Annotated in this window: 14 protein-coding genes; 3 read left to right on the plus strand and 11 right to left on the minus strand. The window is 68.7% G+C overall.

What is annotated here, in order from left to right:
* Positions 1 to 36: 36 nt before the first annotated feature.
* The 11 genes from rpsG to RIF65_RS07795 form a co-directional block, all read right to left on the minus strand.
* Positions 37 to 507 carry a 30S ribosomal protein S7 gene (gene rpsG, locus RIF65_RS07745; RefSeq protein ID WP_179410053.1) on the minus strand — a complete coding sequence of 157 codons (471 nt, stop codon included), beginning with the start codon at positions 505 to 507 and terminating at the stop codon, positions 37 to 39.
* Between the two features lie 5 nt (positions 508 to 512).
* The gene (rpsL, locus tag RIF65_RS07750; RefSeq protein WP_029145644.1) at positions 513 to 881 is read right to left on the minus strand and encodes a 30S ribosomal protein S12; all 369 of its coding nucleotides are present in this window, start codon (positions 879 to 881) and stop codon (positions 513 to 515) included.
* Between the two features lie 219 nt (positions 882 to 1,100).
* On the minus strand, positions 1,101 to 1,748 hold the full coding sequence (locus tag RIF65_RS07755) for a spermidine/putrescine ABC transporter substrate-binding protein (protein WP_309066772.1): 648 nt from the start codon (positions 1,746 to 1,748) through the stop codon (positions 1,101 to 1,103).
* Positions 1,749 to 1,818: 70 nt separating this feature from the next.
* Entirely contained in the window at positions 1,819 to 2,307 is a 489-nt protein-coding gene (locus tag RIF65_RS07760) for a hypothetical protein (RefSeq protein ID WP_309066771.1), read from the minus strand.
* A 13-nt stretch (positions 2,308 to 2,320) separates the two neighbouring features.
* Positions 2,321 to 3,436 (minus strand): ABC transporter, encoded by a 1,116-nt coding sequence (locus tag RIF65_RS07765; protein WP_309066770.1) that lies wholly within the window; start codon positions 3,434 to 3,436, stop codon positions 2,321 to 2,323.
* A 107-nt stretch (positions 3,437 to 3,543) separates the two neighbouring features.
* The gene (locus tag RIF65_RS07770) at positions 3,544 to 3,702 is read right to left on the minus strand and encodes a hypothetical protein (RefSeq protein WP_309066769.1); all 159 of its coding nucleotides are present in this window, start codon (positions 3,700 to 3,702) and stop codon (positions 3,544 to 3,546) included.
* A gap of 88 nt (positions 3,703 to 3,790) precedes the next feature.
* On the minus strand, positions 3,791 to 4,576 hold the full coding sequence (locus RIF65_RS07775) for a hypothetical protein (protein ID WP_309066768.1): 786 nt from the start codon (positions 4,574 to 4,576) through the stop codon (positions 3,791 to 3,793).
* Positions 4,573 to 6,501, minus strand: a complete 1,929-nt coding sequence (locus RIF65_RS07780; protein WP_309066767.1) for a glycoside hydrolase family 13 protein — start codon at positions 6,499 to 6,501, stop codon at positions 4,573 to 4,575. The genes RIF65_RS07775 and RIF65_RS07780 overlap by 4 nt, the downstream gene beginning before the upstream one ends.
* 127 nt (positions 6,502 to 6,628) lie before the next feature.
* Complete coding sequence (locus RIF65_RS07785; protein WP_309066766.1) at positions 6,629 to 7,570, minus strand: sugar ABC transporter permease; 942 nt, start codon at positions 7,568 to 7,570, stop codon at positions 6,629 to 6,631.
* 1 nt (position 7,571) lies between these two features.
* The gene (locus RIF65_RS07790) at positions 7,572 to 9,182 is read right to left on the minus strand and encodes an ABC transporter permease subunit (RefSeq protein WP_375142139.1); all 1,611 of its coding nucleotides are present in this window, start codon (positions 9,180 to 9,182) and stop codon (positions 7,572 to 7,574) included.
* Between the two features lie 76 nt (positions 9,183 to 9,258).
* Positions 9,259 to 10,503: a sugar ABC transporter substrate-binding protein gene (locus RIF65_RS07795; protein ID WP_309066764.1), complete on the minus strand. Its 1,245-nt coding sequence runs from the start codon at positions 10,501 to 10,503 to the stop codon at positions 9,259 to 9,261.
* Between the two features lie 195 nt (positions 10,504 to 10,698).
* On the opposite strand from RIF65_RS07795, the gene RIF65_RS07800 reads away from it, so the two are divergent.
* From RIF65_RS07800 to RIF65_RS07810, 3 genes are all read left to right on the plus strand, one after another.
* On the plus strand, positions 10,699 to 11,187 hold the full coding sequence (locus RIF65_RS07800; protein ID WP_309066763.1) for a YajQ family cyclic di-GMP-binding protein: 489 nt from the start codon (positions 10,699 to 10,701) through the stop codon (positions 11,185 to 11,187).
* Positions 11,188 to 11,404: 217 nt separating this feature from the next.
* A complete protein-coding gene (locus RIF65_RS07805) occupies positions 11,405 to 11,599 on the plus strand; it encodes a hypothetical protein (protein ID WP_309066762.1) in 195 nt (64 codons plus the stop codon).
* 3 nt (positions 11,600 to 11,602) lie between these two features.
* The gene (locus RIF65_RS07810) at positions 11,603 to 12,310 is read left to right on the plus strand and encodes a hypothetical protein (RefSeq protein WP_309066761.1); all 708 of its coding nucleotides are present in this window, start codon (positions 11,603 to 11,605) and stop codon (positions 12,308 to 12,310) included.
* The last annotated feature ends 119 nt before the right edge of the window (positions 12,311 to 12,429 follow it).

The raw sequence follows: 12,429 nt of genomic DNA on the forward strand, positions 1-12,429 counted from the left end.
GAGCGGATGCCGCGGTGGCGGCATCCGCTCTGCCCATTACCAGCGGTAGTGGGCGAAGGCGCGGTTCGACTCGGCCATCTTGTGGGTGTCCTCGCGGCGCTTGACCGCGGCACCCAGGCCGTTCGACGCGTCGAGGATCTCGTTCTGCAGGCGCTCGGTCATCGTCTTCTCACGACGGCCCTTCGCGTAGCTGACGAGCCAGCGCAGCGCGAGCGTGTTCGCGCGGTGCGGCTTGACCTCGACGGGAACCTGGTAGGTCGAGCCGCCGACGCGGCGGCTGCGGACCTCGAGGGTGGGGCGCACGTTGTCGAGCGCCTTCTTGAGCGTGGCGACGGCGTCCTGGCCGCTCTTGGCCTCGACGCCGCGGAGGGCGCCGTAGACGATCGACTCGGCGAGCGACTTCTTGCCGTCGACGAGGATCTTGTTCACGAGCGAGGTGACGATCGGAGCGCCGTAGACCGGGTCGTTGACGACGGGGCGCTTGGGGGCCGGACCCTTACGAGGCATCTAACTCAACCCTTCTTCGCGCCGTAGCGGGAACGAGCCTGCTTACGGTTCTTGACGGCCTGGGTGTCCAGGGCGCCACGGACGATCTTGTAACGCACACCGGGGAGGTCCTTCACACGACCGCCGCGGACCAGCACGAGCGAGTGCTCCTGCAGGTTGTGGCCCTCGCCGGGGATGTAGGCGGTGACCTCGGTGCCGTTGCGCAGCTTCACACGGGCGACCTTGCGCATCGCCGAGTTCGGCTTCTTGGGGGTGGTGGTGTACACACGGGTGCACACGCCGGCCTGCTGCGGGTTCGACTTCAGAGCGGGCGCCTTGGTCTTCGAGACCTTGGGCGTACGACCCTTGCGAACCAACTGCTGAATAGTTGGCACGTTCTCTCCTCATAGTGCTGCACGGTGACAGCGTGATGGGTTTCACATCATGACCCACCGGCACGACGGAATCGCCGCGCTTTTGGTGTGATGGGTATGCCGTGGGGGCGAACCGGCGGTGCCGGCGCCCTGCGAGCGCGCACAGGCGTGCGCACACCCGATCAAGTGTACGCGCCGGGCGCGTCGCCGGTCAAATGACAGCGTGACGGCCGGCGGCGATCAGGGGGTGTCGGGATCGAACGGCGAGTCGAGTGCCTCGCTGAGCTCAGCGAGCATGGCCTCGATCTGCGGTTCCACGTACTGTGAGATGGCCGCCTGGACATGCAGCCGGTGGCGCAGCAGCAGACCGCAGATCTCCCGGCCGATCATGTTGGCGTACTCGTCGGCCAGCGCCACCTCGTGCCGCAACGCCGCCTTCGCCTCGTCGCTCAACGGCGGCAGCGGAGGCAGCTCGGCGGCGGCCTCGTCGGCCATGCCGGCGACGGTGAACAGGAAGGGAGCGCCGGGCACCGGGTCGGGGTCGAGCGGCATCCCCTCGAACTCGGGGTCGAGGCCCTCCGCCGGACGGTACGAGCGGGCGCGGTTGCGATCGGCCTGCTGGTCGAGCTCGGCCTGCAGCATCGGCAGGTTGCGGGCGGTGTACTCGGCCACCGCCTGGTCGACGATCGCCTTGATGCGGGTGGACAGCCCGTGCTGCACGCCGTGCGGGACGTTGGCGCCGATCCCGGCGGCCGACAGGATGGGCGAGCCGAGACAGCGTCGGCACGGAGCGACGCGACCGCGGTGCGTGGCGGGCGTCCAGCGGGGCACCCAGCGCAGCCAGGCGTCGACGGCCTGGCTCACCTGCGTCTCCAGCGAGCGCTCCACGGTTACAGGGTACGACTGCCGCAGCCGGCCGGCGCGGAATGCCGCGCACTCGTGGCGCGCGGAACGAGCGTCACTCGTCGTTCTCCGATTCCCACGGCCAGTGCGGCGGACGGGCGCGCGTGCGCCGCAGCGCCACCGCGATCCATGCCGCGACAGCGGCGGCGAGCAGCACGACCACGCTCGATCCGCGCACGACGAGCTGCGAGACGGCGGCGGAGGCGTGGACGATCCCGGCCGCGCCGGCGGCGAACACCCACACGGCCGCGAGGTGCGTGAGCGCGGTCAGCAGCGCGGTCAGCAGCACCGGCGGGAACGCGGGATGGCCGCGGCGCACCTGGCTCCAGAGCATGCCGGCCAGGACGGCGATCGCGACCGCCATTCCGAGGATGCCGGGCCACAGCCCGATGCCCTCGACCGAGATGATGTCGACGTTCGCGAAGTACGACAGCATCCCCAGGCCCAGGATGGCGAGCGCGAGGAAGCAGACGACGCCGATCACCAGTGCCAGAGGCGCCGAGACCCCCGAGGGCGTCTGTCCCCGGGGGTCTCGAATGCTCATGACGGTCTGCGCCTCACCGCAGCGCGGCGGGGCCGGCCTCGAGCGTGCGCTCGTACTCGGCCTGCGCCTCGGCGTTCAGCGCCTTCTTGCGCGCGCCGCTCCTCGCCACCCACGCACCGAACCAGATGGTCAGCTCGCGGGCGAACAGGAACGCGGCGATCGCCAGCGGCGCGAACAGCTGCTCGTTGACCAGCTCTGCCGCCTCTGTCGGCGGGATCCGCCAGAACGGCGCCTGGAACAGCTGTCCGAGCAGGTACCCGCCGTAGGTCGCGGCGGCGACGAACAGGCCGAAGATGACCCACTTGCCCCAGCGCCCGCGGTTGATGAAGGCCCCGAGCAGCCAGAACGACAGGAAGAACACGACGACCGGCACCCAGAACGACCAGGTGGTGAGCGGCGCGAGCGCGGCATCCGCGATGTTCTCGGTGGTGACCTCGCCCTCCAGCGCGCCGAGCCCGAGGATCGCGCCGAGGAGGAGCAGCGCGAAGCAGAGCGTGGCGACCAGGCCGATACCGCCGGCCGCGCCGCGGTTGTTCAGCTCGCGCGGCGGTTCCGGCGCCTGCACGAAGATCGGCTGCGGCGCGGGTGCGGCGACGGGCGCCTCGAGCGGCTCGGCCGGGACGACCCTGGTGTGCGCGTCTGGAGCGGATGCCGCGTACGCGGTGTCGGCGACGGAGTGGTGGTGCGGGCGGTCGAGCACGCTCGTCTCGGCATCCGCGTCGGTGGCGGCGCGGGCGTCGGTGACGGCGCGGGCGTCGGCTGCGGCCCGCTCATCCGCGGCACGATCCGCTGCCGCACGCTCATCCGCGGCACGATCCGCTGCCGCACGCTCGTCCGCGGCGTCGACATCGGCCTCGCGCTGGTCGGCGGCGAGCACATCGCCGTCGGCGGCGGATCCGGGGGCGGCGCCGGCGTCTCGGTCGTCACCCGAGGACGAGAAGGTGCCGGGGTGCTCGCGCTCGGCCTCCTCGAACGCGGCGAGGTCGGGGTCGACGGTGTCGCGCTCGGCGTTCGGGCCTGGAACCTCGGCGCGGGCCGCGGCGGCGGCGTCGAGTCCCTCGTTGGCGCTGCCCACGACGTGATCGACGTCGTGCGGCTGCTTGTGCTGGGGAACCTCGGGGTCGCTCATGGGGTCGCCTCTCCTGAAGTGGTGCAGTGCGAGGGTATCCCCGCGAGGGTGCAGCGGAGCGCAGGCGTGCCGACGTGTCGTCGGGCCCGCCCCGGATCAGTGCCCGGCTACCTCGGCACGCTCCCGTCGAGCAGATGCAGGATGAGCGCGACCATGCCGGGACCGGCGGGCAGCGACAACCAGAGCAGGGCGCCGACCACCGCCGCGCACAGGATGCCGACGATCCAGCTGATCACCGGATTGCGGCCCCCCACACGTGCGGTCATGGCGAGAGGGTACGCCCTTCGGACGCACTCGATGCGGAGGTGCGAGCGTGTCGCCGGTCGCCGCCCGGGAACCTGCCGCCGCCGGCCGCTACTCCCAGCCGAGGCGGGCGGCGACGGCATCCGCGGCCGTGCTCGGGAAGTCGAGCCAGCCGGGCTCGAGCCGGCGCAGCATCTCGAACAGCGCCCGCGCGGCCTCCTCCTCGGGCGCGCTGAGCGCGTCGGCGATCTCGGCAGCCCAGTCGGGGTAGTCCTGCTCGAAGCGACGCATCGGGTCGATGACGTCGCGCAGCGACGTGGAACGCCCCGACTCCCGCGCGCGAATGGTGCGCACCAGCAGCTGCACCGCCCACTGCCGGATGAAGAGTCCGCCGTTGAGCCGCTCGCCGCGGCGTACCCGCCCGACCCCGATGAGCAGCTTCACCAGTACCAGCCGGGCGTCGTTCGCCGGGTCGAAGCGGTCGAGTTCCGCCGCGCGACGGCGGGCACCATCGATCAGAGCGGCGGTGGTCCCCCGCTCGTCGTCGACCACGACGCTCGCGTCGCCGGCGACCGCCCCGTCGAGCTCCCCCGCCTCGGAGAACGCGAACTCGAACACGTGCCCGTCGTCGTAGACGGCGACGAAACCGATCTCGCCCTCCCGGGCGGTGAGCACGATCCGCTCCTGGTCGGGCAGCCACGACAGGTCCAGACGGATCTCGCGTCCTCGCCCCTGCTCGATGAGGGCGAAGAAGTCGTGGTCCGACCACTCGTCGCGCCGGGACCGGGCCTGCTCGGATGCCGAGCCGAGCAGGACCAGTCCGATCAGGCCGTCCCGCTCGCGGACGCCGTCGACGAGACCGTTGCTCAGCGCCTCGAAGCGCTCCGGTGTCGTCATGCGCGTGCCTCCCCGCTGTCGCCGACGATGGGTGCGGTCACGCCGGGAAGCCGCCAGGCCGCGAACGCCGGGCCGGATGCCGTGAGCGCGGTCGCCCCGTCGGGACGGACCGACAACCCGGCATCCCCGTACAACGGCTGGGCCAGCGGCGCCCCGACGAGCCCACCGGCCGGCAGCACGGCATCCGCTCCCCCGCGCGTCGCGAGCACCAGCACCGACTCGGCAGCCGACTCGCGGACGAACACGATCGTCTCGTCGTCCACGTGCAGCCAGCGCAGGCCGCCGGTTCCGAGCGCCGGGTGCTCTCGACGCAATCGGATCAGCTCCCGGTACAGCGCCAGCCGCTCGGCGACGTCGGGCTCGCTCTCGGTGCCCCACGGCATGGGCGTGCGACTCGCCTCGCCGTCGACACCGGTGAGCCCGAACTCATCGCCCGCGAACACCACCGGCACGCCGGGGAGCGTCACCGACAGCCCCACCGCGACGGGAACCGTTCCGGGCAGGGTGTGGGTGGCGAACCGGCCGGTGTCGTGGGTGTCCAGCGCCTGCATGTTGCCCAGCCGCACCCGCCACGGGATGCTGCCCGTGAATCGCACCACCGCGTCGGCGACGTCGCGGGCGGTGTACCGGGGCATGCCGCCCAGCGGCTGGCCGAAGAACCACGGCTCGGTGCGCCACTCCCCTTCGGCGGTGAGATACGGCTCTCCGTTCGGTTCGCACAGCCACCCCCACAGCGGCCGCGTGAACGACGGGTAGGTCATCGCGCCGTGCCAGCCGTCCCCCTGCAGATCGCTCGCCGCATCGTTGGTCGACTCGCCGAGCAGAATGGTGTCGGGGGCGATCGTGTGCATCGTCTCGCGCATCAGCTGCCGCACTTCGGCGTTCAGATCGATGTCGCCCAGGCGCCCGGTCATGTTCGCGACGTCGATGCGCCAGCCGTCGGCGTTGTACGGCGGCTTCAGCCACTTCGCGACCACGGAGTCCTCGCCGGTGATGAAGCGCTCGCGCAGCGCCGGCGACGACCAGTTGAACTTCGGCAGGGTGGGCGTGCCGAGCCACTTCTCGTACTCGGTGTTGGCGTCGTCGGTGAAGTAGTAGAACGTCTCGGTGGCAGCCCCCGGATTGCCGTAGGCGGCCTGGAACCACTCGTGCCGATCGCCGGAGTGATTGGTGGTGAGATCACCGATGACGCGGATGCCGCGGGCGTGCGCCTCCTCGATGAGCCGGATGTACGCCTCGTCGCCGCCGAGCAGCGGGTCGACGCGCTCGAAGCTCGCCGCGTCGTAGCGGTGGTTGGACGCGGCGGGGAAGATCGGGGTCAGGTAGAGCAGGTTCACCCCGAGTCCGACGAGGTGGTCCAAGCGCTCGATGATGCCGGGGAGGTCGCCGCCGTAGAACTGCTGCGACCGGCCCGGCAGCACCGGCTCGAACGGGTCGTCCCAGGCGGCAGGGATCGCCCACTCAGGGGTGGGATGCCGGTCGGCCTGTGCCGAGCGCGCGAACCGGTCGGGGAACACCTGGTAGATCACGCTGTCGTGCAGCCAGGCCGGGGGCGCCGGATGCGCCACGAGCGCGAAATCCTCGGCATCCAGCGTCTCGATGCGGTGGATGCCGGTCTGGTTCAGCCATTCCACCCGGCCCTTCGACCCGTCGGCGTCCTCGTGGATCAGCAGGAAGCGGTACCCGTGCCGGCGGTTGCGGACGGTGATCGGCGCCTCCCACCACTCCCATCCGTCGATGACGCCGGTGCGGACGGCATCCGTCCATTCCGGCTCGTGGTCGGGGTTGGAGCGGGTGCGCACCGCGGCGAGCGGCCCGTACCCGAGAGGGACGCGCAGCCGGACCGTGACGGTATCGCCGAGCGCGGGGGCGTCATCGGACACGTGCAGCGGCGAGCCGTCGTGGTGAGGGAGGAGTGCGGACATGTCAGGGCCTTTCTGCGGGAACGGCGGTGCAACCCGCCGGAGTTCGACGTGGTTGCACGACCGCGGCCGTGACAGAGCCCTTCAGTTGTGTATCAGCAAGTCTCGCGCGACGCGGGTCGCGCGAGGGTCACTTGACGCTGCCCGCGGTGAGCCCGCCGACGATGTAGCGCTGCAGCGCCAGGAACAGGGCGACCGGCAGGATCGACGCGAGCACCGCGCCCGCGGCGAACACGCTCCAGTTCTTGGAGAACTCGTCGGAGACGAACCGGTAGAGCCCGACGGCCAGCGTCTGCTTCTCGGGGTCGACGAGGATCACGCTCGCGAGCACGAACTCGCTGCACGTGCCGATGAAGCTGAGCAGACCGACGACGGCGAGGATGGGGGCTACCAGGCGGAGGATGATCGTGAAGAAGATGCGGGCGTGGCCTGCGCCGTCGATCTTCGCGGCCTCGTCGATGGAGGCGGGGACGGTGTTGAAGAACCCGTACATCAGGTAGGTGTTCGCGCCGAGCGCGCCGCCGAGGTACACCATGATCAGGCCGATCTGGGTGTTCAGCCCGATCGCCGGGAAGATGTCGCTGATCGTCACCATGAGCAGGAAGATGGCGACCATGGCGAGCATCTGCGGGAACATCTGCACGACCAGAAGCGCTGTGAGGCTGAACCGGCGCCCGGTGAACCGCATCCGCGAGAAGCAGTACGCGGCGAGCGCGCCGAGCAGCACGGTGAACACCGACGTGGTCAGCCCGACGATGAGGGTGTTCACGAACCACGCCCCGTACGGGTGGGTCTCGCTCTGGAACAGGGTCAGGTAGCTCTCCAGGCTGAACGTGCTGAACAGCGAGTTCGCGGTGAGCAGCGTGCCGCCCGGGTTGAACGAGGCGCTCAGCACGTACAGCAGTGGGAAGAGGGCGAAGACCAGTGCGAACAGGCCGACGATGTGACGCCACCCAGTCTCGCGGAAGTACTTGCCGAACGGGCGGCGGGGCTCCGGTGCCTCGCCTCGGACCCCGGCGCCGGCGACGATCGCGCGGGTGGAGGCCGTCTCGGTGATCTGCGAGGTGCTCATGTCAGTTCAGATCCTCCAGTGCCTTGGTGCGCCGGAACGCGATGACGGAGATGGTGGCGACCAGGATGAAGATGATGATCGAGAACGCGCTCGCCAGCCCGTAGTCGGCGCTCGATCCCACGAACGCCACCTTGTAGACCATGGTGATGAGGATGTCGGTGGCGCCGACGTTCACTCCGGCCGACGCGTCACGGGGACCGCCGCCGGTGAGCATGTAGATCAGGCTGAAGTTGTTGAAGTTGAACGCGAACGACGAGATGAGCAGCGGCGCGACCGCGACCAGCAGCAGCGGGAGCTTGATCGAGCGGAACACCTGCCACGCGTTCGCCCCGTCGACCCGGGCGGCCTCCTGCACGTCGTCGGGGATGGACTGCAACGCCCCGGTGCAGATGAGGAACATGTACGGGAACCCGAGCCAGAGGTTCACCAGGATGATGCTGAACTTCGCCAGCCACTCGTTCGTGAGCCAGGGGATGTCGGCTCCGCCGAACAGGACCACGTTGAGGAACCCGAACTCCTGGTTCATCATGCCCGCCCACACCAGCGCCGACAGGAACCCGGGGAAGGCGTACGGCAGGATCATGATCACCCGGTAGTACTTCTTCGACTTCATGCGCGGGTCGTTGAACACGATGGCGAGGAACAGGCCGAGGGCGAAGCAGGTGAGGACCGAGAGAAGTGCGAAGGCGAAGGTCCACGCGAGCACGGAGAAGAACGGCCCCCGGATGGACTGCTCCGAGAACGCACGGACGAAGTTGTCGAAGCCGACCATGATCTGCCAGCCGGGTTTGAGCTCGGTGCCGTCTTCGGCCGTGAAGGCTCCGGTGCCGACGTCCGAGTACACCTTCCCGGTGCTGGTGTCGGTCATGGTGCCCGCGGCCTCGTCGTAGACGAGCTTGGAGACGTAGACGTAGGCCTTCGAGCCGTCCGGCGTGCGCAGTGCACCGTCGTTCGGGTCGTCGCTGAGCGGCACGGCGATCTCGGCGATCTTCTCCTGGTTCGCGACGATGTCCCCGAACTGAAGGGTGTTGTAGCCGTCGAGCGCGACCGCCTTGCCGCCGCGCATCTCGGCCCCGTCGACTTCTTCGAGCGGCCGTTCGGCGCCGCCGATGGACACCTCGCCGTCGGGGTCGGTGACGAGGAACGAGAAGTCGCCGAGCTGCTCGACGATCGTGAGGTCGTAGGCGGCCGAGTCGGGAACGCGCTCCTGCGCCGACAGCATGAGCGCGTTGACGGCGCTGTCCTTCGTGCTGTTGTGCCCGGTGCCGTAGTTCGTGAAGGCGACGTAGCCGGTGTAGAGCGCGGCGAACACCTGGAACAGGAACAGGAAGATCAGGCCCGGCATGAGGTACTTGGCGGGCAGTCTGCCGCGGCCCATGTACACCCAGACCGCCAGCAGCGCGACGGCGAGCACGAGCGCGGCGGCCACCCACTGCCCGGTGCGGAAGAGCACAAGTGCGGCGTAGACCGCCAGCGCGAGGATCAGTCCCAGCAGGACCACCTTGAGGATGATCAGCCCCAGGCCTCCTCCGGCCGCCTCCGCGATGCGGGCGGCGCGCCGCTGGCGTGCGGTCGGCTGCTCCGCCGCGACCTCGCGGTCCTCAGTCGTCATCGTCATCGGATTCCCTCACCTCTCGGGCGCAGGCGGGCGGGACGGCACCCGGCACGGATGCCGTCCCGCCGCGGCGTCACTTGCTGATCGCGCCCTGCACGTCGGCGGCCATCTTGTCCCACAGGGCGACCGGGTCGCCGGAGCCCTTGATGATGGCGGCCTCGGTCACGCCCCAGTACTCCCACACGGCGCCCATCTCGGGGATGCTCGGCATCGGCACGGCGTTCGCGCCCACCTCGCCGAAGCCGGCGGTGATCGGGTCGTTCTCGACGGCGGCCTCGAAGGCGGCGGTCAGTGCCGGCGCACGGCCGCCCGCCTCGTACAGCGCGGTCTGCACCTCTTCGGAGCCGACGTAGTTCAGCAGGAACTCGTTGGCGGCGAGCTTGTTCTTGCTCTCGGCGCTGAGGAAGAAGCCCTGCACACCGGCGAACGGCTGTGCGTCCTCGCCGCCCGCAGAGGGGATCGGGTCGACCGCGACGTTCAGGCCGGCGTCGACGGCCGCGGGGGCGTTCCACGGGCCGGTGAGGAAGAACGGCGCCTTGCCCGCGATGAAGTTCTCCTTCGCGAGGTCACCGGTGATGTTGGTGTTCAGCACCCCGGCCTTGCCCTGCTCGGCGAGCCAGGTGGCGAACTCCTTGCCGCCGTCGTTGCCGATCTGCAGGTCGTCGGCGTTGTATCCGCCGTCGGCGTTCGTGCCGAAGACCGGGGCGCCGAACGAGGTCTGGAACGGGTAGAGGTGGTACGGGTCGGCGGCCTCCGGGTCGAGGCCGACGAGGAAGGCGAACTCGGTGCCGGCCGCCTTGCCCTTGGCGATCATGTCGTTGTAGTCGGTGGGCGCCTCGGGGGCGAGGTCGGTGTTGCGCAGCAGCGCGATGTTCTCGATCGCGTAGGGGACGCCGTACACCTGACCGTCGTAGCTGAACGCGTCGACCGCGACCTGCTGGAACTCCTCGGCGCGATCGCCCAGCTCGACCGGGGCGACGACGCCGTTGTCCACGAGGACGCCCAGCCAGTCGTGCGCACCGACGGCCACGTCGGGGCCCTTCCCGGTCGGCACCTGCTGGACGAACTGGTCGCGGATCTCGCCGAACTCCTTCTGCACGAGCGAGACCTTCACGCCGGTGTCCTTGGTGAAGTCGGCGGCGGCGTCCTTGAGGACGGCGGCACGGTCGGCATCCACCCACACGGTGATCTTGCCGGAGAACTCGGCGTTGTCGCCCGAGTCGCCGGAGTCGTTGGACGATGCGCAACCGGCGAGTGCCAGCGCGGAGGTGGCTGCGATGGCGCCGAACGCGAGGATGCCCTTCTTGGTCACCTTCATTGGTGTTGCCTCTCTCGATGCTTGTGGCCTGCGGAACTGCAAGCGCTTACAGTATGCCCAGTGCGGTCGATGTTCCGCAACAGCGGCGTCGACCGATATCAACCTGTGACCCTGTGGGCTAGGGTCGAGGTACGCTGCGTGGAAGCGTTTCCAGGCATATCGTGCCTTTCTCGCCCGCGCGGATACACTGCCTGTATGGCTGACAGCTCCTTTGACATCGTCTCGAAAGTCGACCACCAGGAGGCCGACAACGCCCTCAACCAGGCCCGCAAGGAGGTCGAGCAGCGCTACGACTTCAAGGGCACAGGTGCGTCGATCTCATGGAGCGGCGAGCAGATCGTGATCGTCGCGAACTCCGAGGAGCGCGCCAAGGCGGTGCTGGACGTGTTCCAATCGAAGCTGATCAAGCGCGGCATCTCGCTGAAGAGCCTGGAGTCCGGCGACCCGGTCGCCAGCGGCAAGGAGTACCGCATCGTCTCGAGCCTGAAGAACGGCATCTCGAGCGAGAACGCGAAGAAGATCGGCAAGATCATCCGCGACGAGGGCCCGAAGGGCGTCAAGAGCCAGATCCAGGGCGACGAGCTGCGCGTGCAGTCCAAGAGCCGCGACGATCTGCAGGCCGTGATCGCGCTGCTCAAGAGCAGCGACCTCGACATCGACCTGCAGTTCATCAACTACCGCTAGAGCTACCCGCTGACCTGGGTTTTCCTGGCGTCGATGATCGACCCGGCGGATGCCGCCGCCGAAGTCCGGTTGTCATTGGATACGCAGCCGAACGTGACACGAATCCCCCCGACTGGCGCTACGCAAGCGCTAGGCGATTCCAGATCGCAGTGCCGCTTGCCGGCCGATGTCGGTGGCCAGTGGTCTACTATCCGTACAAGGGCTGGAAGGGGACATCATGGCACCTGTGATTGAGGTAACGCGCGAAGAACTCGTTGCACGACGTGACGCGATCCTTGCCCGGCTTGGCCTGACGCTTGAGGAGTATCTCCGTCGGGCGGCCGAGAGCGAGCTGTCTGGCGAGGAATGGGATGTCAGGGACGACCTGGACTCCATTGCGTTCTTGCTGAACGAGCAGCAGTTCGTCGACTGAGCGATGGCGGACGACGCCCACGAAACAGCCAAGGCGTTCGCGGCTGAGTTGACCCAGACCGTCCAGGCTGTCTTGCCCAAAGCGCCCGTCTTTCAGGCGATGCTGGTCGCTCCACCTCATATCCTGATCTCAGTCTTCGATGAGCAACAGAAAGTTGCTCGTCTGCCGTTGTTCATTCGCGGCAACCATGTGGCCGACTGGAAGCTGACAATGTCGGTGAACTGGGACCACTCCGGCAGCTACCTCAAGGTGATGCGGTCTGGCTTCACGCTGCTTGCCAATACGGACAAGCTTCCGCTGGTGCGCTATGAGTTCGATGACAACATGCACACGGCACCGATCGCGCATTGGCAGTTCCATGCAGAGCGCGGAGCGTTCTCTCACTTGCTCGGTTTCGCCCTCGCGGCTGGCAAGAACGTCAAGCCCCATTCCCTCAGTTCACTGCACTTCCCCGTGGGCGGAGCACGGATGCGCCCCGGCGTTGATGACCTGCTTGAGTTCTTGGTCAAGGAATGCGCGTTCGACACCGTCGGTGGATGGAAGAGTGCCATCCACGAGAGCCGTGCACGCTACCGCGTCATCCAAGCACGCACGATCGCGCGAGACATGCAGGCCGAAGTCGCAGATGTGCTGCGCACCGAAGGCTGGACTCTTACCCCTCCTCAGGGTGGAACTGCCGAGCCAGGCGAGAAGTTCCTATCCCGCTGGTAGAAGGCCCGACGACGTCGATTCCGCATGGATACATCCGGAAGCTGTCGCGGCTCAGCCGGCGTCGTTCCCCGCCCGCAGACCAAGCTCCCAACGCCAGCCGATCATTGGGCCGCGAATCT

This window comes from Microbacterium sp. (assembly GCF_031180975.1).
Classification (GTDB): Bacteria; Actinomycetota; Actinomycetes; order Actinomycetales; family Microbacteriaceae; genus Microbacterium.